General features: G+C 69.1%; 19 protein-coding genes. 10 read left to right on the top strand and 9 right to left on the bottom strand.

Annotated features, from left to right (window positions below):
* Positions 1–231 precede the first annotated feature (231 nt).
* From HD597_RS21780 to HD597_RS21750, 7 genes are all read left to right on the top strand, one after another.
* Positions 232–1,509, top strand: coding sequence for an ROK family transcriptional regulator (locus HD597_RS21780; RefSeq protein WP_253744518.1), 1,278 nt, complete (start codon positions 232–234; stop codon positions 1,507–1,509).
* A 211-nt stretch (positions 1,510–1,720) separates the two neighbouring features.
* The gene (locus HD597_RS21775; RefSeq protein ID WP_253744517.1) at positions 1,721–6,919 is read left to right on the top strand and encodes a ThuA domain-containing protein; all 5,199 of its coding nucleotides are present in this window, start codon (positions 1,721–1,723) and stop codon (positions 6,917–6,919) included.
* A 111-nt stretch (positions 6,920–7,030) separates the two neighbouring features.
* Positions 7,031–7,666, top strand: coding sequence for a hypothetical protein (locus HD597_RS21770; protein ID WP_253744516.1), 636 nt, complete (start codon positions 7,031–7,033; stop codon positions 7,664–7,666).
* Between the two features lie 199 nt (positions 7,667–7,865).
* Positions 7,866–8,891, top strand: coding sequence for a COG1470 family protein (locus HD597_RS21765; protein ID WP_253744515.1), 1,026 nt, complete (start codon positions 7,866–7,868; stop codon positions 8,889–8,891).
* On the top strand, positions 8,888–9,598 hold the full coding sequence (locus HD597_RS21760) for a hypothetical protein (RefSeq protein WP_253744514.1): 711 nt from the start codon (positions 8,888–8,890) through the stop codon (positions 9,596–9,598). The genes HD597_RS21765 and HD597_RS21760 overlap by 4 nt, the downstream gene beginning before the upstream one ends.
* Positions 9,595–10,191, top strand: a complete 597-nt coding sequence (locus HD597_RS21755) for a hypothetical protein (protein ID WP_253744513.1) — start codon at positions 9,595–9,597, stop codon at positions 10,189–10,191. The genes HD597_RS21760 and HD597_RS21755 overlap by 4 nt, the downstream gene beginning before the upstream one ends.
* 26 nt (positions 10,192–10,217) lie before the next feature.
* Entirely contained in the window at positions 10,218–10,367 is a 150-nt protein-coding gene (locus HD597_RS21750; protein WP_253744512.1) for a hypothetical protein, read from the top strand.
* A gap of 103 nt (positions 10,368–10,470) precedes the next feature.
* Here the strand turns inward: HD597_RS21750 and HD597_RS21745 are convergent, their stop codons facing one another.
* Complete coding sequence (locus tag HD597_RS21745) at positions 10,471–12,309, bottom strand: fibronectin type III domain-containing protein (RefSeq protein ID WP_253744511.1); 1,839 nt, start codon at positions 12,307–12,309, stop codon at positions 10,471–10,473.
* A gap of 679 nt (positions 12,310–12,988) precedes the next feature.
* Positions 12,989–13,486, bottom strand: coding sequence for a hypothetical protein (locus HD597_RS21740; RefSeq protein ID WP_253744510.1), 498 nt, complete (start codon positions 13,484–13,486; stop codon positions 12,989–12,991).
* Between the two features lie 58 nt (positions 13,487–13,544).
* Between HD597_RS21740 and HD597_RS21735 the strand changes: the two genes are divergently transcribed.
* Positions 13,545–14,177 carry a DUF4760 domain-containing protein gene (locus HD597_RS21735; RefSeq protein WP_253744509.1) on the top strand — a complete coding sequence of 211 codons (633 nt, stop codon included), beginning with the start codon at positions 13,545–13,547 and terminating at the stop codon, positions 14,175–14,177.
* 29 nt (positions 14,178–14,206) lie between these two features.
* Here HD597_RS21735 and HD597_RS21730 read toward each other — a convergent pair whose 3' ends face one another.
* The 3 genes from HD597_RS21730 to HD597_RS21720 all read right to left on the bottom strand — a co-directional run bounded on the left by HD597_RS21730 (position 14,207) and on the right by HD597_RS21720 (position 17,837).
* Positions 14,207–16,567 carry a phage tail protein gene (locus HD597_RS21730; RefSeq protein ID WP_253744508.1) on the bottom strand — a complete coding sequence of 787 codons (2,361 nt, stop codon included), beginning with the start codon at positions 16,565–16,567 and terminating at the stop codon, positions 14,207–14,209.
* A gap of 62 nt (positions 16,568–16,629) precedes the next feature.
* On the bottom strand, positions 16,630–16,884 hold the full coding sequence (locus tag HD597_RS21725; protein WP_253744507.1) for a hypothetical protein: 255 nt from the start codon (positions 16,882–16,884) through the stop codon (positions 16,630–16,632).
* Between the two features lie 353 nt (positions 16,885–17,237).
* Positions 17,238–17,837: a CGNR zinc finger domain-containing protein gene (locus HD597_RS21720; protein WP_253744506.1), complete on the bottom strand. Its 600-nt coding sequence runs from the start codon at positions 17,835–17,837 to the stop codon at positions 17,238–17,240.
* A gap of 153 nt (positions 17,838–17,990) precedes the next feature.
* Here HD597_RS21720 and HD597_RS21715 point away from each other — a divergent pair, with 153 nt between their 5' ends.
* The gene (locus tag HD597_RS21715) at positions 17,991–18,887 is read left to right on the top strand and encodes an alpha/beta fold hydrolase (protein ID WP_253744505.1); all 897 of its coding nucleotides are present in this window, start codon (positions 17,991–17,993) and stop codon (positions 18,885–18,887) included.
* A gap of 289 nt (positions 18,888–19,176) precedes the next feature.
* On the opposite strand, the gene HD597_RS21710 is transcribed toward HD597_RS21715, so the two are convergent.
* A complete protein-coding gene (locus HD597_RS21710) occupies positions 19,177–19,344 on the bottom strand; it encodes a CoA transferase (RefSeq protein ID WP_253744504.1) in 168 nt (55 codons plus the stop codon).
* A gap of 477 nt (positions 19,345–19,821) precedes the next feature.
* Complete coding sequence (locus HD597_RS21705) at positions 19,822–21,375, bottom strand: extracellular catalytic domain type 1 short-chain-length polyhydroxyalkanoate depolymerase (protein ID WP_253744503.1); 1,554 nt, start codon at positions 21,373–21,375, stop codon at positions 19,822–19,824.
* A gap of 244 nt (positions 21,376–21,619) precedes the next feature.
* Between HD597_RS21705 and HD597_RS21700 the strand changes: the two genes are divergently transcribed.
* Positions 21,620–22,126, top strand: coding sequence for a MarR family winged helix-turn-helix transcriptional regulator (locus HD597_RS21700; protein ID WP_253744502.1), 507 nt, complete (start codon positions 21,620–21,622; stop codon positions 22,124–22,126).
* Positions 22,127–22,148: 22 nt separating this feature from the next.
* Here HD597_RS21700 and HD597_RS21695 read toward each other — a convergent pair whose 3' ends face one another.
* Positions 22,149–23,072 (bottom strand): alpha-L-rhamnosidase-related protein, encoded by a 924-nt coding sequence (locus HD597_RS21695; protein ID WP_308210676.1) that lies wholly within the window; start codon positions 23,070–23,072, stop codon positions 22,149–22,151.
* 292 nt (positions 23,073–23,364) lie between these two features.
* Positions 23,365–24,234: an SAM-dependent methyltransferase gene (locus HD597_RS21690; RefSeq protein ID WP_253744500.1), complete on the bottom strand. Its 870-nt coding sequence runs from the start codon at positions 24,232–24,234 to the stop codon at positions 23,365–23,367.
* Between the last annotated feature and the right edge of the window lie 23 nt (positions 24,235–24,257).

Genomic DNA, 24,257 nt, shown 5'->3' with positions numbered 1-24,257 from the left:
GATTAGTGCGGATGGCTAGCCGAATTAAAGGGGCCGGCCTCTGAGGACACAAGGGGAAATCGGCCGCAATTTGTGTAACGTTCCGATAACTAGCGCCGGAATAGCCACTGAAATGCGGGGATTTCGGCGATGCCAACTCGTTACGAAAGTGAGGGGTGCACATTCGGTCACTCGCGTGTTACAACTCCGATTAATTGATTTCGAAGATAAACAAAGGGGCGGGTGGTGCCCATGACGTACAAGCCGCCCAACCGCGCTCCGGGTGGCGCTCCGCCGGCAGGTCCCGCCGCGCTGCGCCGGGCGAACCTCTCCCTGGTGCTGCGCGAGCTGCGCGACCACAGGTCCCTGTCCCGCGCCCACATCGCCGAGGCGACCGGGCTGCACCGGGCCACCGTGTCCAACCTCATGGCCGACCTCCTCGAACGGCGTCTGGTACGCGAGGTCGGCGTCGAGCACGTCGGCGCGGTCGGCCGCCCCAGACGGGCGGTCGCGCTGCACGGCGCGCACGTCGGCGCCCTCGGCATGGAGATCAACGTCGACTACATCGCGGTCCACGGCACCGACCTCAGCGGCCGGGTCCTGGTCGAGCGCCGGGTCGTCTACGACGCCATGGGCAGCGGCCCGGACCGCGCCGTGCGCCGGCTCGGGCTCGTGGCCAAGGAGGCCGTGGAGGCCATGCGGCGGGCCGGAGCGTCGCCCGCCGGCATCGTGGTGGCGGTCCCCGGGCTCGTGGACGTGGCACGCGGCGTCGTGACGCTCGCGCCGAACCTCTACTGGCACGACCTGCCCCTGGCCGACCAGCTGAGCTCTCTGCTGGGCCCGCTGCGCGTGCCCGTGCGGGTGGACAACGACGCGAACCTCGCCGCGCTGGCCGAATACACCTCCGGCGTCGCCGCCGGCACGCCGTACCTGGTGTACCTCACCGGCGAGGTCGGGGTCGGCGGCGGCATCATCCTGGGCGGCGAGCTCCTGCGCGGCGCGGACGGATTCTCCGGCGAGGTCGGGCATCTGCAGGTGGACCCGAACGGCGCCCAATGTGGCTGCGGCCGCATCGGGTGCTGGGAGACCAAGGTCGGCCTGGCCGCGCTCGTCCGCGCGGCCATGCCCGAGCAGGCCTACGGGCTGCCCGGCATGCCGGTGCCCGACCCCGGCGAACGGGTGGCCGACCTCGCCAGGGGCCTGGCCTCCGGCGACCGGCGAATGACGACGGCGGTGGCGCAGGTCGGCGAGTGGCTCGGGCTCGGCGGCTCGATCCTGGCCAACCTGTTCAACCCGCGCGTGATCGTCATCGGCGGCTACTTCGCCTCGCTGGCGCAGTGGCTGCTGCCGCATGCGCAGGACCAGCTGCAACGGCTCGTGGTGGCCGCTCCCGCCGCCCGGTGCCGGTTCGTCGCCTCCACTCTCGGCTTCGGCGCCGCCTCCCGCGGCGCCGCCAGCATGGTGGTCAGCGACATCATCGACGATCCGACGACGATCATGGATTCACCGCCCCGGCCGGCACCTTACTGACGGCCCCCACAGGCCTGGAGACGGCACCCTCCAGCACCCCGCACCATCCGCTACCACCAAGTGGCAACAGCGCGGCGGCGCGCGCCTTGCCTGACGTCCCCCCGGTCAGGAAGGGTTTTCCATGTCACCACGTCATCGAACGTGGGCCAGGCTGCTCAACGCGGTCCTGCCAGCACGCGGACGACGCCCGAGGCGCCGGACCGCGACGACGATGGCCTTAGCCCTCGTCGCCCCCTTCGTCACCCTCCTCGCGGCGCCCGTGAGCGCCGAGGCCGCCACGGCGGCCGAGCCCGCGTTCAAGGTGCTCGTCTTCTCGAAGACGACCGGCTTCCGGCACGACTCGATCCCCGAGGGCATCGCGGCCGTGCAGAAACTCGGCCAGGAGAACAACTTCGCGGTCGACACCACCGAGGACAGCGCGCTGTTCACGGACCAGAACCTGGCCCAGTACCAGGCCGTGGTCTTCATGTCCACGACCGGTGACCCGCTGAGCGCGCAGGACCAGAAGGACGCCTTCCAGCGCTACATCCAGAACGGCGGCGGCTTCGTCGGCGTCCACGCCGCCGCCGACAGCGGCTACAACTGGGCCTGGTACGGCAAGCTGGTCGGGGCGTACTTCAAGTCGCACCCGGCGATCCAGCAGGCCACGGTCAAGGTCGAGGATCCGGCGCACCCGTCCACGAAGGACCTGCCGGCGACCTGGACCCGTACCGACGAGTGGTACGACTACCAGGCCAACCCGCGCGGCACGGTCCACGTGCTGACGTCGATGGACGAGAAGTCCTACACCGGCGCCACGATGGGCGCCGACCATCCGAACACCTGGTGCCACGACTACGACGGCGGCCGTTCCTGGTACACCGGGCTCGGCCACCTCAAGGAGAACTACAGCGAGCCCAACTTCCTGAAGCTGCTCCTCGGCGGCATCCAGACCGCCGCCGGCGCGGTCAGGGCCGACTGCTCGGCCTCGCAGAGCAGCAGCTTCGAGAAGGTCACACTCGACGACAACACCTCGAACCCGATGATGGTGGACGTCGCCAAGGACGGCCGGGTCTTCTACATCGACCGGCTCGGCGACGTCAAGATCATCAAGCCGTCCGGCGGCACGGTGACGGCGGCGAAGCTGAACGTCTTCACCGCCAACGAGAGCGGCCTGCTCGGGCTCACGCTCGACCCCGGCTTCGACACCAACCACTGGGTGTACCTGTACTACTCGCCCACCGGGACGAACGTCGACCGGCTGAGCAGGTTCACCGTCACCGGCGACACCCTGGACCTGGCGAGCGAGAAGCAGATCCTCGACATCCCGGTCCAGCGGGCCGAGTGCTGCCATCACGGCGGCGGCATGGTGATGGACCCCAGGACCGGCGATCTGTGGCTGGGCACGGGCGACAACACCAACCCGTTCGCCTCCGACGGCTACACGCCGATCGACGAGCAGTCCGGCCGCGCCGGCTGGGACGCCCAGCGCACCTCGGGCAACACCAACAGCCTGAGCGGCAAGCTGCTGCGGATCCACCCCGAGCCCGACGGCACCTACACGATCCCGTCCGGCAACCTCTTCCCGCCGGGCACGGCGAAGACCAAGCCGGAGATCTACGGCATGGGCTTCCGCAATCCGTTCCGCATCGGCCTCGACCCGAAAACGGGCCACGTCATGCTCGGCGAGTACGGCCCCGACGCCGGCTCGGTGAGCGCCACCCGGGGCCCGCAGAACACGGTCGAGTGGAACCTCGTCTCCAATCCGGGCAACTACGGCTGGCCCTACTGCGTCGGCAACAACACCCCCTACATCGACTACAACTTCGCCACCAAGCAGTCGGGGGCGCCGTTCAACTGCACCGCGCCGGTCAACGACTCCCCGAACAACGACGGCCTCACCGACCTGCCCACGATGGTGCCCGCGACGATCTGGTACCACTACGCGGCCGACCCGCAGAACTTCCCGGAGCTGAGCGGCGGCGCGCCGATGGGCGGCCCGGTCTACCGCGCCGACCCGAACCTGCAGTCGGACGTGAAGTGGCCGGCGTACTGGGACGGCAAGGCCGTGTTCGGCGAGTGGAACAACAACCAGGTGTGGTCGCTCCAGCTCGACGGGAGCGGCACCAAGCTCGTGGAGATGAACCGCATCCTCGGCTCCCTGTCGTTCAAGAAGCCGATGGACATGAAGTTCGGCCCCGACGGCGCGCTGTACATGATCGAGTGGGGCTCCGGCTTCGGCGGTGACAACGCCGACTCCGGCATCTACCGGATCGAGTACATCAAGGGCACCCGCCCGCCGATCGCCCGCGCCACGGCGGACAAGACGGACGGGCCGCTGCCGCTGGCCGTCACGTTCTCCAGCGAGGGCAGCCGGGACCCGGAGGACAAGCCGCTCACGTTCGCGTGGGACCTCGACGGCGACGGCGACACCGACTCCACCGACCCCAACCCCTCCTACACCTACGAGGAGGGCGGCGACTACAACGCGGTCCTGACCGTCACGACCCCCGACGGCAAGACCGCCACCGCCAGCGTTGCGATCAGCGCGGGCAACACCCGTCCCACCGTCACGGTGGACGTCCCGCCGAACGGCGCCTTCTTCGAGTTCGGTGACCAGGTGAAGTTCAAGGTCACCGCCACCGACCCCGAGGACGGCACGATCGACTGCGACAAGGTGAAGATCCAGGCGATCCTCGGTCACGACGGCCACGGCCACCCGCTCGACCAGCACACGGGCTGTGAGGGCACCCTGCAGACCCAGCAGCCCGGCCACGGCGAGTACGACAACCTCGTGTACGCGATCGAGGCCAGCTACACCGATGAGGGAGCCAACGGCGCCAAGCCCCTGACCGGGCGGGGCGAGACCCTCCTGCAGCCCAAGCGCAAGCAGGCCGAGCACTTCACGCAGACCGGCCGGGTGGCCGGCGGCCTGGGCACCGACGCCGCGGGCGTCCAGGCCGAGGCCACGAGCGACCCGCAGCGCGGCAACCAGCACATCGGGTTCGTCCAGGACGGCGACTGGTGGTCGTTCGACCCGGTGAACCTGTCGAACGTCACCGCGATCCGGTTCCGCGCCTCCTCGGGCGGCGCCGGCGGCACCGTCCAGGTCAGGGCGGGCCACCCCGAGACCGGCACGCTGGTCGGCTCGGCCGAGGTGACGCCCACCGGCGGGTGGCAGACGTTCACCGACGTCACGCTCGACGTGACCGGCCCGCCGGCGGAGAGCGGACCGCTGTACTTCGTCGTGCGCAAGCCGGCGAGCGCGGCGAACAACGCCTACCTGGCGAACTTCAACTGGGTCGACTTCGTCGGCAAGGGCGCCACGGACAACCAGCGTCCGGTCGTGACCGCGACGGCGACCCCGGCGGCGGGCGTCGCCCCGCTGAAGGTCGACTTCAAGGCGACGGCCACCGACCCGGAAGGCGACCCGATCACCTACAAGTGGAACTTCGGCGTGAACGGCGCGCCGGAGCCTGCCACGGCCGAGGCGAGCCACACCTACACCGCGCCGGGCAACTACACGGCCGTGGTGACCGTGTCCGACGACAAGGGCGCGTCGGGCACCGCGCAGGTCCAGGTCAAGGTGGACGCGCCGGCCACGGTGTGCTTCACCGGCCGTTCCGACGACTTCCTGGGCGACCAGCTCGACCGGGACCGCTGGTCGGTCATCAGGGAGAACCAGGACCTCAGGGTCGCCGACGGCAAGCTGGTGATCCCGACCTCAACCACCGACATCTACAGCGCGGGCGGCAACACGCCGAACATCGTGGTGCAGCCGGCGCCGTCGGGCGCCTGGACCGCCACCGCCAAGCTCACGCTGGACGCGCGGGACGCGTACCAGCAGGCGGGCCTGATCATCTACGGCGACGACGACAACTACGCCAAGATGGTGCTGCAGGCGCGCTCCACCTCGGGCTCGAACCACGCCGACCGCATCTTCCAGTTCATCCGGGAGGAGAACGGCAGCCCCAACGAGGTGTCGCAGAGCAACACGGCCACTCTCGGGGACGCCTACCCCGACACGGTGTACGTGCGGTTCGTCAGCGACGGAACGAACATGACCGCCCACTACTCCGCCGACGGCACCACGTTCACCGCGATGCCGCAGACCAAGTCGCTCGCCGGGATCACCGCCCCGAAGATCGGCCTGATCTCGCTGGCGGGGGCCAACCACCCGGTGGTGGACGCGTCCTTCGACTGGTTCCACATCACGCCGGACGACAGGGCGACCGGGCCGGACCCGGACGACGAGTTCGACGGCACCGCGCTCGACGCCTGCCGCTGGACCGCGATCGTGCGCCCCGACGCCACGGCGGTGCGCGTGAGCGACGGCAAGCTGGAGCTCGACACCACGACCGGTGACATCTACGGGACCGACAACACCGGCCCGAAGAACCTCATCCTGCAGCCGGCCCCGAACGGCGACTGGACGCTGGAGACCACGGTGGACGCCTCGGCCCTCAACGAGCAGTACCAGCAGGGCGGCCTCATGGTGTACACCGGCGACGACGACTACGTGAAGCTCGACTTCCTCACCACCAACGCGGCAGGGTCGACGGCGGCGCGGAGCATCGAGCTGCGCAGCGAGGTCGGCGGTACCGTGCAGAACCCGCAGCCGCAGGTGAACAACCTCACCACCGGCGTGTGGTGGCTGCGGCTCAAGAAGGAGGGCAACACCTACTCCGGGTCCTACTCCGCCGACGGCCAGACCTGGACGGCACTGTCCGCCGCGGTGCAGAACAGCGCGGTGGCCACCGGCGCCAAGGTCGGCGTGTACACGATCGGCACCAACCAGTCGGCGTCGAAGAAGGTCACGTTCGACTACTTCCGCCTCGCCAAGGCGGCGGCCGAGGACAAGACCGCGCCGGTGACGACGGCGACGACCGATCCGGAGCAGCCGGCGGGCGGCACGTTCACCGGCCCGGTGTCGGTCACGCTGCAGGCCACCGACGAGGACGGCGGCAGCGGGGTCGACAGGACCGAGTACCGGCTCGACGACGGCGACTGGACCGCCTATGCCGGACCGGTCACCGTGACCGGCGACGGGCAGCACGAGCTGCGCTACCGCTCGGCCGACAAGGCGGGCAACGTCGAGGAGGCCAAGACGCTGACACTGACGATCTCGGCGTCCACGCCGCAGGTCGACCTGACGGTCTCCGCCTCCTCCCGCTGCATCGGCACCTCGGCGTACGCGGCGGTCACGGCCGTCAACGGCTCCGACGTGCCGGTGACGGTGACGCTGACCACCCCGTTCGGCTCGAAGACCGTGGCCGACGTGGCCCCGGGCAAGCAGGCGTACCAGTCCTTCAACAGCCGGGCCGGGCAGATCGACGCCGGCACGGTGACCGTGAAGGGAGTCGCGACGATCGGCGGCGAGCAGGTCACCTCGTCGTACGACGCCGACTACCCGGCGCTCAGCTGCCGCTGACCGCACCGGCGGTGACCACTGTCCGCGCGACCGTGGTCACCGCCCCAGCAGAACCGGGGCCGGCCGGCCGATCGGCCGGCCGGCCCCGCCCCCCATCAATGGAGCGAAGACATGAGAATCAACAGGACCACGCAACTGCTCGCCGCGGCGGTGCTCGGCGTCGCGCTCGCGGGCGTCGGCGTGGCCGGTCCCGCGATGGCGGACGACGACCCCGAGGAGGGCATCGACGTCACGGTGACGATCGAGCCCAGCACCACTCACGGCCAGGTGTCCATGACCGTCGCCGACAACGGCGGCGTGCCCCTTCAGGAGGACGGCTCCAACGCCGCCGCCCGCCAGTTCGTCGGCACCCTGCCGACGGTCACGGTGACCGACACCCGCCGGCCCGAGGAGATCCCCGCCGGCGACTTCTGGGCGGTCGTCGGCCAGGCCAGCGAGTTCACCGCGACGAGCGGGTCCGCGCCGCCCATCGGCCCGCAGTACCTGGGCTGGCGGCCACGCCTGCTGACCGGCTCCTCCTCCGGGGCGGTGGAGGCCGGTGAGCCCGTCTCCAGTGTCATCTCCGACGGCTCGGGAGCGCCGACCGTCGGTCTGCAGGGCCAGGAGCTGCTGGTCTCGACGGCGAACTCCGCCGACGAGATCGGCACCTGGCAGGTCAACGCCGACCTCACGCTACGCACCCCCGCCGACGTCACCGCCGGCGAATACCGCTCGACCCTCACGCTTTCCCTGTTCAACCAGTCCTGAACGTTCACCAGTCCTGAACGTTCACCAGTACCGAACGTTCACCAGTACCGAACGTTCACCAGTACCGAACGTTCACCAGTACCGAACGTTCACCTAGTCCTGAACCGGAGGCAGGACGCCATCGCCCGCTCCGGCCGTCCGGGGCCCGCGCCCGCCCGGCGCGGGCCCCGGACGGCCACGACGAGACTGGAGACCTCTGTTGACCGCAAGCCGCCCGCGAGGCGTCCTCGCCCGCCTCGCCGTCCTGCCCGCTCTCGGTGTCGCGCTGCTGGCCGCCATGGTGGCGTTCGCCACCCCGTCCGGCGCCGACACCACCTGGTCGGTCGTGCCGGCCAACGCCGACGGTCCCGACGGCCGCAGCGTCATCGACCTCGAACTCGCCGGCGGCCAGCAGGTCGTCGAGCACGTGGCGGTCATCAACCGCTCCACCGAGCCGGTGAACTTCGCGATCGACGCCAACGACGGCTACCTGACCTCCAAGGGCTATTTCGACATGCGGCCCTCCGACGCCGAGCCCACCGACGGCGGCGCCTGGATCACGGTCCCCGGGAAGGTGACCATCGCCGCCGGGGCCACGTCCGTCGTTCCCGTGACGGTGTCGATCCCCCGGAACGCGACGCCGGGGGACCACCCCGCGGGCGTGACCGCGTCCCTGGAGACCGTCTCCGGCCAGGTACGGGTCCAGAACCGGGTGGGCGTCCGCCTGAACATCCGCGTCACCGGCGACTACGTGGCCAAGGTGGCCGTGACCGGCGTGCGGGCCGAGTACGTGGGTTCGTGGAACCCGTTCGCCGCCGGATCCGTCGAGGTGACCTACACCGTGGCCAACGAAGGCAACGTCCGGCTGGTCACGGACAACCAGGTGCTGACGTCCACGCTCGTGGGGGAGAGCGGCTGGAACGACCCGTCCGCGGCCAGGGCCAGGGAGCTCATGCCGGGCGGCAGCCGCACGTTCGTCGCGCGGGTGCCCGGCGCGTGGCCGCTGGGACCCATCGGCACGACCGTCATGGCGGTCCCCTCGCCTGCGGGCGAGCCGCTTCCCGGCGTCGCCGCCCAGCGGGCGGCGGTCGGCACCACGGTGTGGGCGCTGCCCTGGCCGCAGCTCGGCTCCCTCGCCCTCCTCGTCCTCGCCTTCTTCGCCATCCGGCTGAACGCCGCCAGGCGCCGCAGGCGCATCGAAAAGCTGATCATGCTCGCCCGCCAGGGCGCGCCCCAGGAGGCGTGAGCGCCCCCGGCAACCGTCCCCAGGAGGTGGCCACCATCAACCGACCCAGGCAACCGGCCCCGGCCCGGCCCGCGACGCGGGGCCGCGTGCTCGCCCTCGCGTTCGCGTTCGCGCTCGGCGCGCTCGTCGCCGGCGGCGTGGTGTTCGGCGTGACCCGGCCGAGCTCGATCGAGCAGGCGGCCGACCGCATCCGCGCCGAGTCCGCGCTGCGCGACCGGACCCAGATCAGGACCCTGACGGAGCTGGCCCGCGACACGCGGACCCGGCTCCTCCCCGTGCTCGACGGGCTCGCCCTGGCCCTGCCCGGCGACGGCGCCGCGGGACCTGCCGCGGTGACCGCCGCCGACGTCGAGAAGTGGCGGCAGGCCGCCGCCGCGGCCGTCCAGGGCTTCGCCGACCCGCCGTCCGGCGAGACCGCCACCAACGTGGCGCGGTCGAGTCTCGCCTCCGCCGTGCGGCAGTTCGCCACGACCGTCGACACCTACACGATGGCGCGGGACCTCACAGGACCGGCCCGCGCCGCCGCCCTCGACCTGGCCGCACGGCAACGCGCCGACGCGCTCTTCACCTGGTCGATCGGGGCCACCGCCCTCGACGCCGTGAACATCGACGCCGGCTACGGCCACCAGCACGTGTTCCTGCCCACATCACCCGGCGAAGGGGCGCTCACCCCCGACACCGAACCCGAGGGGAGCCACCACCAGTGAACAAGGCACCGGCATACGTCCTCACCGTCCTGCTGGCCGGGCTTGCGCTGGTGCTCGGCGCACCGGCCGCCGCGGCCCACGGCGGGCCGATCAAGCTGGAGGTGACAGGAGACGGCGCCGACAACGTCAACGTGCTGGTGACATACAAGAAGGACGGCCATCCCGTCACGGAGATCGTCGCGGCGACGCTGAAGGCGACCTCGGCCGACGGCCGGTCCTTCGGGCCGGTGCCGCTCAGGTCGGCGCCCGAGGGCCAGAACCTCTACCACTCCGCCGAGCCGCTGCCGAGCGGGGAGTGGCGGGTCACCGTGACCGCGACCGAGCCGTCCAAGGCGAAGGCGACGGTGCGGGTGAAGGCGGGCGTGGTCGCCGCCACGCCCGCCGTTCCCGCCCTTCCCGCACCGGACCAGCCGACGAGCCAGGCGACGGCCCCCGCGCGGAACGGCGCCGCCGCGGCGACGACCGCGGGGGACGACGACGGCGCGACGGGGACTCCCCTCAAGGTCGGCGTCATCGTCCTCGCGGCGCTGGCCGCCGTCGCGGCCTGGATCGTCTTCGCCCGGCGCCACACCCGCGCGGGCGCCGGGCACTGACGGACCTCGCGGGCCGGTTGCGGCCGATGGGCGATCGGGACGAGGACGTCGAGATTCTTGCGGGTGTGGCGTTGCCGGAGGGCCTCAACCGCCAGCTTGGGCAGATCCAGCGTGCGCCGCGATTTGCGGATCTTGGTGTCACCTCCGTCTCGGTCGGCGCGCCGGCGGTCAGGTGAGCGGGCGCGTCCATCGTCCCCCGTACTTGAGCGGCAATGCCGCGCTGCTCGCGATGGGCCCCCCATACCGGCGGGTGCTGGCATGGGCGGCCTCGAATATCGTTTACGGGCTGGTGCAGGTGTATCCGGATGGCAGGGCCGTGTTGCCGTCGGGACGGCTGGCCTGGAAGCCGAGGCTGGGGGTGCTGGCTCCGGGGGCCAACGTGCCGTTGAAGCTCATGCTCTTGGCCGTGACGGTCTGCCCGCTGGTGGTGACGGTGGCGTTCCACGAGCCGGTCAGCGTATGCCCGGCTGGGAGCGTGAAGGTGACCGTCCAACTGGTGATCGTCGAGGTACTGGTATTGGTGATCGTCAGCGGCTGGATCACATAGCCGGCACCCCACTGGGTCTGTACGGTCGGCGTGGCTGTGCACGTTCCGGTGGTGCCGCCGCTGGTGGTGACCTGGACCGTGTTAGACACCGGCGAGAGGTTGCCGGCGGCATCCCGCGCGCGGACCTGGTAACGGTAGGTGGTGCTCGGGGTCAGGCCCGTGTCGCTGAACGAGGTCGTGGCCGAGGTGCCGGCCTGGGCGAAGGTGCCGCCGGTGGCCCCGGGTGCGCGCAGGATGTCATAGCCGGTCACCCCGACGTCGTCAGTGGAAGCGGCCCAGGACAGGTTGATGCTGCCGGCGGTGGCGCCGGAGACCGCCAGCCCGGCCGGGGCGGTGGGTGGTGTGGTGTCGCCGCCGGTGGATGTCGTGGTGAACGTGACGAACGCGGAGTTGGCCGACAGGTTGCCCGCGCCGTCCCGTGCTCGTACGTAGACCTGGTACTGAGTGTTGGCGGTCAGCCCGGTCAGGGTGATCGAGTTGGTGGTGGACTGGCCGAGTAGCGGGTCGGTGGCGCCCGTTGCGCGGTAGACGTTGTAACCGGCCAGGCCGGAGCCGCCCTGGTCGGTGGATGCCGTCCAGGTCATGGTGGCGCCGGTAGCGGTCACGTTGGAGGCGGCGGGAGCGCCCGGAGTGGTCGGCGGAGTGGTGTCGTTCGTGCCCTGGAACTGGTTGAAGAAGTTCCACACCACTCCCTTGGTCCAGGTCCGTGCGCCGTCGTCGGCGGTGGACCCATCCACTGGACCGGGGGCATGACCCCCGTCGAACGCCGCCCATACGACCGGGTACCCGGATCGGCATCCCGAGTAGGCGGTGACGATGTGAGTCACGCTGCCTTGTGCCGGCTCGGGCGGGTTTTGGGGAGTGCAACCGTTGTTCCTGACGAACGTGTCGCGCAGGGACCGGCCCAGCGAGATGTTGAGTACGTTGTCCCTGAGGCCGTGTAGCCCGATGTAGGCGATGGGTTGGGTGCCGCCGCTGCATCCGCTGAGCTGTGCGCCGGAGTAGACGGCGACCGCGCGGAAGACCGTCGCCCGGGCGCAGGCCAGGGCGTAGCTCATGCCGCCGCCGTAGCTGAAACCTCCGGCGAACCGCTGCGTGGTGTCGACACACAGGTCTGCTTCGATCAGCCTGATCATGTCGTCGACGAAGGTCAGGTCTTCGCCGCCGGAATTGGCCCAGCCGTTGTTCAGGCCCTGGGGGGCGACGAAGATCGCGGTGTTGTTCGCCAGTTGCCTGAGCCCGTAGTAAGACCAGGTGAATCCGCTGGTCCCGCCTGAGTCGACGTCGTTGGCGGTGCCGCCTCTCCAGTGGAACCCGAAGATCAACCGGTAGGGGTTGTTGTTGTTGTAGTTGTCGGGAATTCTCAAGATGAAGGAGCGGGTCCGGCCACTGCTCTGAATCGACTGCGTGCCGCTTCTGAGCGTTGGGGTCTTGCCGCAGCCTGGCGTCGCCGCGGCGGCGCTTGCCGCGCGTGACGTGGTCTCGCTGCTGCTCAGCGCCGTACCATCGGTGGCCATCACGAGAAGCGCCGCGACCGTGACAGCGGCGAAGATGGATTTACCCCGCAACATCACTCACCTGCCTGTGGCTCCGCCGAGAGGGGCGGTGCCAGGGCCTCGGATAGCGTCGACATGAGGTTGATCAGTCCTCTCATCCGTGCAGACCTGGTGGCAGTTGGAAGGCGTGACGGATAATCGTGTTAGCGCTAACATAGCTTTCGCGCCTGCCCTCCGCCGATGGGTGGTGGTGTGACGGAGCAAATACGAGGCGTGCAGGTGCCGTCAAGGCGTGGCCCGCTCCTCTGTTCCGGATAAGCGGCGACCCGGGCCCCTCTTGCTGGCACGTAGCGCATCGTTCATTCGGAAACGCACTGAAAGTTTCAGGGCAACAAGCGTGCTACACCTGGCCTACGCCGAGGCTCCGCAAAGCCATGAGGCTGAATCCAACCTTCTCGGCCCCTGGCCGCACTGCTTCTGAAGGCCCTCGAAGCCATCTGAACATTGACCCGACAATCATCGAGGGCATCCAACAGATTCGCTCCTGAGGCCATGACAGGAGGAGGTGCGGTTTCAGTATGACTACCGGGTTGCCTCCCCCTGCCGGAGTCCGGTGGTGGACGGCAGGGGTCCCCGCGACCGAGTCGGCCCTGACCCCTCGGAGAGCGTGAGCGTCCGCCTCAGACCGGCATCGAGCGTCCCAGACTGCCGGTTTCCCTTCGGTCTCCCGAATGGAACATGAGCGACCCGCAGATTAGACGGGATCAAGAAAAGCCAGGCCCCACGGGGCGAGGCGGATCGCTCGCGTCCGAACCGCGCTTGATCCGTAGGAATCGGCCCCCAGCGGCTCCGTCCACGCCCCGCCCGCGGACCACTCGATCGCGATCTCACACGGCTGCGCCAGCCACTGCGCGCCGGCCGCGCGCGTCGAGTGCATCAGCCGCAGCGACGGAATGTCGTTCAGCGGCAGCGCGGCCTCGAACCCAAGATGCTGCCTGAGCAGACCGAGACGCAGCCCGTAGGTCCCAGCCGCCTGGCCAGGTCCAAGCAGCGGCAGGTACAGCTGTACCTCCAGTGCCTCATCGACAGTGGTCAGGCCGAACTCCGCCGCTCGCCACTCGATTGCCTCCTTCGGCACCCATGCGACGAATGCGTCGCGTAGGGTGCCGTCGAACGGGTCGTAGTGGATGAGCCAGGCGTTCTCGTGCTCGTTGACGACCTCGCGTACGCGTGTGATCTGCCATCGACGCATGCCGCCTCTTCTTTCCAGGGCTCTTGCCAAACAGGGCCCGACACATCAACCTGCAATTGTGGACAGTTCGCTGCTGCTCAATCTCGTCGCCCTATTTGTGTCCGTGACCGCAGTGGCCATCTCAGGGATCTTCGCCTTGAGGCAGATTCGGACAGCCGAGCACGCAAACCACATACCAGTAGTAATCGATCTGCTTACCGAGTTCCGATCACTCAAGTTCAACGAGGATTACTATTACGTCTGCAACGATCTCTGCGCTCAACATGATCCACGCCTGGGCATATCAGGGCTACCGGAGGACGCCAAGGAAGCTGTGTACAGCGTGGCTTACTACTTTCAGACCTTCGCGTCGCTGATAGCCATGAGGGTCGTCGACAAGAGAGCCACGATGACGCTCCTCTACCGGCGGGTGGTTCAGGTTTGGGGCGCCCTTGAACCCTACGTGCTACGAGAAAGAGAGATTCGGGGCACCGAAGGAGCGTGGCTGTTCAGAATACTGGAGTCTCTTGCAGGCGAAGCCAAGCGAATGCCCGCCGATACGCTCAACGACTTCCTGGCTACTGCCTTCAAGACCCCTGACGCCAGGACGTCCCGCCGAAACGGGCGCGCTCGATCCATGTCGCGGGATGATAATGAGATACGCGAGGCAAAACCTCTCAACGTCGAAGCGACGGATCTTGTCGATCCATGACCGTCCCAGAACCAGGGACACGATATTCGTCACATGCGCCAGGCCCACAGGTTCAGCAGCACCACGAACACCGTAGGCGTGCTCAGACCTGATTCGTTCGACGTCAGCTCGAACCCGCTCGTGCCGGGGTTGCGCACGTAGAAGTGCAGCCGGTCGGGGATCGGGTTGTCGGGCGTGAACACCACCCTCGGGGTGGTCTGCATGATCGGCCCGCCCCACGTCACGTTGTAGGCCGACCCGCCTGACAGCGACACCGCCCGCATGATCAAACCCGCGCCCGACGTGCCGTACGACCACTTGCCGATGAACTCGGTGCTCGCGGCGGAGAAGCGGAACCGGTTGAGGTTGCCGCCGATGTCGTTGTAGCCGACCTCGAGCTCATCAGGCTGCGCGAACATGTAGCCGCCGCCGGCCAGCCCATCGGCGGTCTGCACCATGTGCATGCGCCACTCGTCGCCGCGCTGGATCACCTCCGAGCGGCGGGTGCCGTCAGGGCTGTTGTCGGAGTTCAGCCGGATCGCCGCGTCGGTGTCGGTCCAGATGCGGGCCGAGTTCGCGCCGGTCCCCGGCATGAGCCTGATCTCCGGATCAGCCGCCCCGGCCGGGTTGACGATGATGCGGCGGCCGGTCACGCCGGTCGCGAGCTGGCCGACGATGCTGACGGCGCCGGACGCGGACGAGATCGACACGGTCTGCACGCTGGAGTTGTTGTACGCCTCCAGCCCGTCAGCGTTGAGCTCGACTCTGGCCCCGGTGGCGGCTCCCGCGACGATGCGGGTGGCCAGGGTGAGGACGGCCTCCAGCTTCGCCGCCGTGATCTGGTTGGCGGCGATGTGCCCGGCCTGGATCTGCCCGGTCGCGATCTGCGCCGCGGTGATCGCGTTGGCCACGATGGCGCCGGTAGTGATCGACTCGTCGGCCGCGTCGCCCTCGACGAGCCGCACCGCGGCGATCGTCACGCTCGCCGACCGGGCCGAGCTGTTACCGGACCGGTCGACGCTCGTGAACGAGAACTCCCGGTCCAGGTCGCACGGAAGGCCGGGAACGACGAGCGACCCGGCCGCGTCGAGCGCCCCGATCTCCTGCCAGCCCGGCGCGAGCGGGTCCTGCATCCAGACGAGCACCCTGTGGAGGTCGGCCGGCATCGGCGCACCGCCGACCCCGAGACCATCCCATGTCACGTGGACGACGCCGAGACGAGACTCCAGCGCCGGGGCAGCCGGCACGGGCGGGGCGTCCGCGTCGTCCGGGATCGTCACAGCGGCCGAGCTGGAGAACAGGCCTTTCTTGCCCAGGTTCACGGCGCGGACCTTGAACTGGTACTGCCAGCCGACCACCAGCGGCGAGTAGGTGGCGCTGGTGTCGGCGGCCTCCGTCACGGCCACCAGGAACCACGGCGCCCCGACCTTGTTGACGCGCATGAACAGCTCGTAGCCGCCCACGGTGAGCGCGACGGCGTTGACGGCGGTGGTGACCGCGCCCCACGTGACGGTCACCTGTCCGCGCGGCAGGCCGTGCTCGTCGATGTAAGCCAGCGGGTTCACGATCAGCCCGGCCGGGGCGGCGGGGGTGCGCGGCGTCGGCGACTCCGGCGCGGGCCGCGCACCCGACCCGCCCTCGGCCGTACTCCCGCCGACGATGCCGGCCGTGCGGCGAGCCAGCCGCAGGTCCCTTTCCAACAGGCGATCGTTGAGCACGAGGTTGCCGCCGAGGACGCCCTTCTCGTCCCGGGTGACGGTCATCTGCCGGACCCGCAGGCTCTCCATGGCCCCGGCCTCGTCCGGCGCGAGGATCCGATCGCCGGGCCGGTAGTCTCGCCACGGCAGCCACCGCGCGGTGTGCGGAGTGATCTGCCGGGTCCGCTGCACCTGCTCGTGCCCGGCCCGCAACAGCACCGCTTCGGCCAGGAGCTGCGCCGTACCCGGATCGCTCACGCCACCTTGACCGATGTAGGTTTCCCACCGGCCCCAGGGAGCTTCGGCGGCCCCGTTCGTCAACGACATGCGGAACCCGTCATCGCCCACCACGAGCGCCGACGTGGCCGCATCTTCGTAGGTGCCGATGTCGGGAGCGGCGACCACGTCACGGCCGGACCGCAGGTCAACCGGCCCGCTACCGCTGGTCAGGTCCCGCCCCAGCTCGGTGTCGGCGTTGTACGCCTGCAACGTCCGTCCGGCCATGCGGAAATCGAGCGTGCCCTGTTCGGCCAGGTTGATCAGCGTCGTCAGCGCGTCGATGCCCGGCTGGTAGTAGATCGTCAAGATCTTCGCCCACGGCTGTCCGGCGCTGTCGTGGGCCGGGGTGAAGTCCCACGAGAAGCCGGCCGCCGCGCCGCGCGCCTGCCCCTCTTGCAGGAACGTGGCCAGGATCGCGCCCGGGGTCGAGCTCAAGAAGGCCCGCTTGCCGTCCACCAGCGGCGCCGTTCCCGGAACAAGATCAGCTTGCGGAGCTGCTACACGTACCCAGGCAGCTCGTACCGCTCCAGCCCGGCCCGGTCGGTACCGTCACCACGGCGCTTGATCCGTAGAAACCGGGCGTCAGGGCCTTCCACCCAGCTCTGCCCGTCCTCGCTCCATTCGACCACGACCTCGACCGGCCCGGCCAGCAGGTCCGCGTTCACCGCGTGCGCGCTGGAGGAGAGCGTCAGCGCGGGCACATCATTCAGCGGGCACGAGACCTCCATGCTCAGCGGATACGGAAGCGACACGAACAACTACTGTCCGTCGATCATGGGAATCGGTTCCAGAAAGCCTGAGAACCAACTCCCGGTGCCAACAACCGCGAGAAATTGGTTCCAACAATCGTGAGCCGATCGTCAGGACCCCAGGGTCACGGCACCTCATCGGTTCCCACTATCGCGATCCGGCTCACCAGAAGTGGCTCATGGAAGCAGGGGCCCGCACCCTGTGGGTCGGCGCCTCATCGGCGGACCTCGCTCTCCAGACCACTGTCATGATCAAGAAGCCTCGCCACTGATGTAGGACGCGTCGGCCAACGATCAGCCGGGTGCGGTTCGGGGGACTCTGAGCCGTACCCGGCCCGGCTCCTTCGGCGGGATGGTCAGCTCCGCTTGAGGTTGGCCTTCTTCACCTTGTTGCCGCAGGTCGCCATGGAGCACCAGCGCCGCCGCCCACCCCGGCTCGTATCCACGAAAAGCCCGTCACACGTCGCCTGCTCACACCGCTTGATCACGCCGCCGGCGTGCCCGCCGAGCGTCGCGACAGCGTCGAAGGCCACGATGGCGAGCGCGGCCCGCGCCGGGTCGGCGTCGGGCAGACGCCACCGCGCCACACCGCCGTCGAGCTCCAGCGGTGGCCGGTGACGGGCGTTCCAGCGGTTGAGCAGCCTCTCGGCAGCCGGATCAGGCGCGCCGCCGTCCGCGATGGCGACACCCGATCGATGAATGGCCTCGCGCAGCTCGCGTGCCTCCTTCAGAAGCGACTCGGACACCGGCATGTCCTGCTTGCCGAGGGAATTGGCCAGCAACCAGGCCCGCAGCCGTTCCGGGGTAGGGATGCGCTCGACCGGGTCGCCGCGGCGCTCCGAGAGCGTGGCGACGAAGCGGAACGCGAGAACGTCGTTGCCCAGCCGAAACCCGTCGGAATGCGGCCGTACGGCCCCTGCGGACGACGCGCTCGCGGCGGCGGATGAACCGGTCATAGTGGTTCACTGTATGCCTCCAGCCTCTCCCACCGCAAAATTTGACGTTCCTCGGCGAACCGTCTAAACAGGTTCTATCGAACTGGCTCAAGAGGTTCACGCAGGAGATGATTCATGACCACGCCCCTTGAGGCGCTCACGGGTTTCGGCACCGTGCACGGCGTCCCCTGGCTGCCCGCCGGCTTCACCGACGTTTTCGACAGCACTCTTGTCCGGGCTGGCGACGTCCGCTTGCACACCGTGCAAGGAGGTGCGGGCCGGCCATTGTTGCTGGTCGGCGGCTGGCCTCAGAACTGGTACGCCTGGCGCTTTGTCATGCCCCGGCTCGCTGAGCACTTCCGCGTCGTCGCCGTCGATCCTCGCGGCGTCGGCCGCTCCGACAAGCCGCAGGGTGGCTACGACCTCGGCACCGTCGCCGCCGAACTCCGCACTCTCATGCGAGCGCTCGGACACGACCGGTTCCTCATGGCCGGGCACGACATCGGCATGTGGCTCGGCTACGCCCTGGCCGCCGATCACCCCGAGGCCGTCGAACGCCTCGCACTGATCGACGCCACCGTGCCCGGGCTCCTGCCCGGTGTCTCGATCTTCGGCCCCAAGGCCCAGAACGATCTGCTGTGGCACTTCGCCTTCAACCGCCAGCACTCGGTCAACGAGTCGCTGGTCCGCGGCCGGGAGGACATCTACTTCGGTCATCAGTTCCGCTCCAAGGCCGTTCAACCGCTGCCGGCGTCCGCGATCAGCTTCTACGTCGAAACTCTCGCCCGTGACCCCGAGGCGCTCCGGGCCAGCTTCGACTACTACCGAGCCACCGATGAGAACATCGCGCAGAATGAGCAGCGCAAGACGCGATCCCTCGCCATGCCCGTCCTCAGCGTCGCGGGCGCCCACGCGGTAGGTGAACGGATGGCCGACATGTTGAGGCCGGTGACCGGACGGCTTCACAACGTCGTCTTCGACGACTGCGGTCACTACGTACCCGAGGAGCGCCCCGATGCTCTCGTCGAGGAACTGCTCCGCTTCTTCCAGGACCCGCGAAGCCTCTCGTGAGTCCTGGAGTACAGCAGCCTTGAGACGTCGCTGTCGCGCTGGCCGGCTCGGTCCACGTACCGCTGGCCGGCTGGTGCCTGACGCAAGTGGCCGGCAACGCGGTACTCGCGCGCCTGCCGCTACGCGCCCTCCGGCAGCGGGGTCTCGCCGGAAAGCCATGCACGGACCACCGCCGCGTCGGCGCCGAGCACGGGCGGCGGGAGATGGCCGGTGAAGGTCTGCTCGGCCCCGTCAGGGTCGAAGAACCTCAGCGGCGGCCCCGGCAGGGTGATCCCCCCAGCGCGGGATGCTAGACATCGAGAAGGGGCCCTTGGCTGCGGGTCTGGTCCCATTCGTAGACCTCGCGCACGTCACGCACCTTCCCGGCGGGCACACCGGCTTCGGCGAGCAGACCGAGCAGCGTCGCGGTGTCGTGCTCCGCGAAGCGTTCCTCCACCAGACTCACTTCAATGAGCACCTCCCGCACCTGTCCCTGGGGTATGCCGCTCCCTTCGATCCCTGCCCGAGCCAGTCGAGGCCGATATCGAGGTCATCCGTCGTGATCGCCTCGGCGGGCTGATCCGCGAGTATGCGCAGGCCGCACAGGGTGGCCGAGTTCACGGCACCCACAAGTCCGCGGACGTCGAAAAGGCGAGGACCGATTCAGCGAATGGACGTCGCCCTGTCAAGAAAGTATGCGGCTGTTCGCGATGAATCACGCGCTCGCTGCGGAGCTCCGGAAGCTTGCCGCAGAACCCTTCCTTGAGGCACGTGCCGACCAGCTTTGTTCTCTATTCGGGGGCCGTCGAGGAACCGGCCGTGGGCGAGCTCCGGTGCGAGGTGGACCTGTTCGCTGCCTTCCCGGCCACTTCTGTGTCCACCGCGGCGCGTGAAGGCCACGGCTCCGTCCCCTCCGTGTCGAGGACGGAGCCGTGATCAGGAAACGCGCCGACGGTCAGGCGCAGGTGTAGCCGGACGGCAGGGCGGTGTTGCCGTTGGGCCTGCTTGCCTGGAAGCCGAAGCTGGTGGTGCTGGCGCCCGGCGCGAGCGTGCCGTTGTGGCCGACACTTCTGACCGTTACGGTCTGGCCGCTGGTGGTGACGGTGGCGTTCCACGAGCCGGTCAGCGTGTGCCCGGCCGGCAGGGTGAAGGTGACGGCCCAGCCGGTGATCGTCGAGGTGCTGGTGTTGGTGATGGTCAGCGGCTGGATCACATACCCGTTCCCCCACTGGGACTGTACGGTCGGGGTGGCCGAGCAGGCACCGCCGGTGCCCGCCTGGGTGGTGATCTGGACGGTGTTGGAGACGGGTGAGACGTTGCCCGCGGCGTCGCGCGCCCGCACCTGGTAGCGGTAGGTGGTGCTCGCGCTCAGGCCCGTGTCGGTGAACGAGGTGGTGGCCGAGGTGCCGGCCTGGGTGAACGTGCCGCCCGTCGCGCCCGGAGCGCGCAGGACGTCATAGCCGGTCACACCGGTGTCGTCAGTGGAGGCCGTCCAGGTCAGGCTGGTGCCGGTCGCGGTGGTGCCCGAGGCGGCGAGCCCGGCCGGGGTGGTCGGCGGCGTGGTGTCGGTCTGGCTGGTGGTCAGGCCGAAGAACTCGACGGCGTAGCGGGCCATGCCGCTCTGCGGAAGAACGTGCCCGGCGCCCTGGATGCTGTACGCCTCCACCTGCACCCTGCCGGACGGGTCGGCGTACCGGCTGCGGGTCCAGCCTGCCTGCGGGGTGTCGGTGCCGGTCGGGCTCTGGCTCAGCCCGAACACGTTGGTCCACTGCTCGATCGACTCACGCAGCAGCGAGTAGGGCACGAGGGTGTCGCTGGTGCCGTGCCACAGTTGCACGCGCGGGCGGGGGCCGGAGAATCCCGCGTACGCCTGGCGGACCGCATCGCCCCACTGCTGAGGTGTCCGGTCCATGCTCCCGCCGGTGCACCTGCTGCTTCCCGGCGGGTAGTCGGCGGCGCCGGCGAAGCAGTTGAAGGGCACACCCATGAAGGAGGCGCCTGCCTTGAACACGTCCGGGTAGACGGCGAGCATGTGCTGGGTCATCATGCCGCCGGACGAGCTTCCAGTGGCGTAGACCCGATTCGGGTCTCCCTGATAGGTCCGCTCGACATAGTCGATCATCGAGATGATCGAGACCGGGTCGCTGCCGCCGCCGCGCTGCTTGGCGGCGTCCGACCAGGTGTCGAAGCAGTTGCCGAACCCCGCCGACTGGGTGGCGGTCGGGTAGATGACGATGAAGCCGTATCGGTCCGCCAGCGAGGCGAACTCACTGCCCTGGTAGAAGCCGGGGCCGGAGCCGCCGCAGCCGTGCATCGCCACCACGATCGCCGGGGAGGCCGGGTGCGAGTCCGGCACGTAGACGTACATCCGCATGTTGCCCGGGTTGTTGCCGAAGCTGCTCACCTCCACCAGGGCGGCGGCAGCGGCCGGCGTTCCGAGTATCACGGTCATGACGGCAAAGAGCGCCGCGGCGCAGGCGCCAGTCAGCGCCGTGGTCCATCGTCTCATTCGCGCTCCTCCTCGCCATGTCCGCGGCGCGCCGCGGACCGGTCCGCCGCGTATCGACCTCGGTCGCTGGAAAATAGAAGGGCCACGAGCCGGCGTCAATGCGCGCTCGGTACACGTGCCCGCCGGCTCACCTGGGAGACGGCCGTTTCCCCTGCTTATCAAGTAACTTGCTATCAAGGTCCTTGATAAGGACCTGGGAAACTTTCACGGGGCCCGTCGTGACGGGGCGCGATATCGTCGCCTGGTGACCGATCCGGGTGTCCCCGCGGCCGCTGCGCCGGACGCACCACCGCCCCGTGTGAGCTATCTGGTGTTCCGGCTGGAACGCCGCATCCGTGCCTGCCTGGATGAAGCGCTCGCCCGGCACGGCCTGACGACCACCGAATACATGGCGCTCAGCGAGCTGCGCCTGCGCGACGCCCCGTCCTCGGCCGACCTGGCCCGCATCGCCTTCGTCACCCCGCAGGCGATGAACCTGGTCATCCGCGATCTCGAACAACGCGGCCTGATCCGCCGCGACCCGCATCCCCGTGGTGGCCGCGCCCTGCGTACCCGCCTCACCCCGAAGGGCCTGAGCACCCTCCGGCGATGCGACCGATCCCTCGACAGCATCGAAGCCGTCATGCTCGCCGGGATCGACGACCTGGACCGTACGACACTCGCGGAAACGCTCACCCTGTGCGCCCGAGCCATCCACCCCGGCACGCGGGCCCTGACCCCCGCCCTTCGCTCGAAGGAGCCACCACCGTAGCCCTGGCCCATACGCGGAATCGTCACAGGCCGCGACCACAACCGGCAGGGCGGCCGGTCATCGGCGGCCGTTGAGGCATCGGCGGCCGTTGAGGCATCGGCGGCCGTTCAGGGGCCGGGCCGCCGCCTGGGGGAGTGGTGATCTCCGCGAGCGAGCCGGACGGCGGTCGTGCGGCTCGCGCGACGTCAATGACCGCTTTCTCGATCCAGCGGGAGCGGAAGGGGGCCGGGGTTGGCCCAGGGCAGCATACGGAAGGCACGGTCGCTGATGCGCTCTGGCACGTCTGCCGGCATCCGGCTAGCGGGGAGCGGTAGGTGGCGGTGGCCTCGTCGAGGAAGGCCTCGCGATAGGCGGCGGCGATTCTTCGGGCCGCCTGCTCATAGTGGCTTCGCCGGGTGTCCAGCCCCAGCTCGCGGCAGATGGCCACGGTACGGGTGGCGATGCGGTGCAGCACCATCGTCGCCGTGGGCGCGGGACCTTCCGGTGCGAACTGGTGACCGGGGGACAGCCAGTCTCCCCAGCTGTGCAGCGGCCAGACGCCGTCGCCCGCGAGGTCCAGCAGGCGATCGGTGTAGCGGAACATCGGTTCGGCGTAGCGGTCCAAGATGGTCAGGTCGCCGTACTCCCAACAGTGATTCCACGGAATGAGCACCATGGACGCGCTCCAGGCCGGATCGGGACCGTAGCCCCATCCAGAGCTGGGGATGATCCGGGGAACCACCCCGTTCTCGTGCTGCGCCTCGACGTGGTCGTCGAGCCATTTGACGAAGGCGGTGCGCAGGTCGAAATGGTGGAGCGCCGCTTCGGTGGCCAGGTGGGCGTCGGCCGTCCAGCCGTTCTTCTCGTAGACGGGGGTGTCGGCGGGCACGCCGTGCAGGTTGTTGAGGAACGTGCGGCCTGTCGCGGCGTCGACCCAGGTCAGCGCTGGCGGATTTGGCGTTGACACCGACTCCGTGCCCGGGGGAGGCCGCTACGTAGGTCGCCTGGGCGTCGTCGGTGGCCGGGAACGGCTTGACCTCGTACGTAACGTCTTTGTTGAGGTCCTGCATCTGCCCGAAGGTGTATGACCTGCTCATCGACGTCAGTCACTCGCATCGGCATGAGCTCCCCCGTGGCGGGTTCGGAAACGACCATCGGAGTCCGCACTCCCGTGCACGGCCGCCCTCGTGCCGCACCAGAACGATCATTCAGTGCCGGTTGTCATCGGCCTCGTCACCCTGCGCGCGGACACTGTCGCATCAATCCTCGGAGTGCCTTCGGCGGTAGGCGGTGAAGGCCACGTACCGCAGGGCTCCGGTGCGGTAACCGTTCAGGAAGTGCGGCTCTACGCCGGTGCGGTGCTGGGATGCGCTGCGTAGCTCCCAGTAGGGGATCGCGTCCTGGGTGAGGTCCTGGATCTGGGTCGGGATCAGGCCGGCTTCGAGCATGGCGAGGATGTAGGCGCTGCGGGCGTTGATGTTGCAGACGTAGTGTTCGTCGATCGCGTCGATGGCGGGGGAGCGTGGCCCGGTGAGGTCGTCCCAGCACCAGGTGACGCCGACGTAGCGGCCGCCGGGCGTCAGGAGGCGGGCGAACTCGGTGAAGGCCTCCACGAGGTCCACGTACATCGTGGTCTCGTTGGTGACGACGGCGTCGTACGTTCCCTCGGGCAGGCCCGTGTCCACCATGTTCGCGTAGTGGAAGCGGACGTGCTGGTCACAGCCGCGCTGCTTGGACAGGTTCTCGGCGAAGTCGAGGTGGTGCCGGCAGAAGTTGACCCCGTCCACCCGGCACCCGTACCGGTCATGGATCATGAAGCTGGTGCCTCCGCGGCCCGAGCCGGCGTCCACGACGCTCACCTGCGCGGTCAGTCCCGTCAGGCCGTCGAGGATGAGATCGACCTGCTCGGTCTCCATGCGATGCATCTCGGCGAGAATGCGCTGTTCGCGCCCGGCCGGGTCGGCGTCGAGGATGCTGCGGTCGAAGTCGCCGACGGCGTAGTGGTGGTGGTAGAGACCGTCGTCCTGACCGAGCAGGAGGTTGATAGGGTCGTCGGTCTTGTCCGTCCAGTGCTCGTGCAGGGCACGTTCGTAGGGGGAGCGGATCACGTCCTTGGCGGTGATGGCCATGCGGGTCCTCGTCGTTCGGGGCC

Origin of the sequence: Nonomuraea thailandensis, assembly GCF_024172165.1 — a bacterium.
Taxonomy (GTDB): domain Bacteria; phylum Actinomycetota; class Actinomycetes; order Streptosporangiales; family Streptosporangiaceae; genus Nonomuraea; species Nonomuraea thailandensis.
This window is presented reverse-complemented; position numbering and strand designations above follow the sequence as displayed.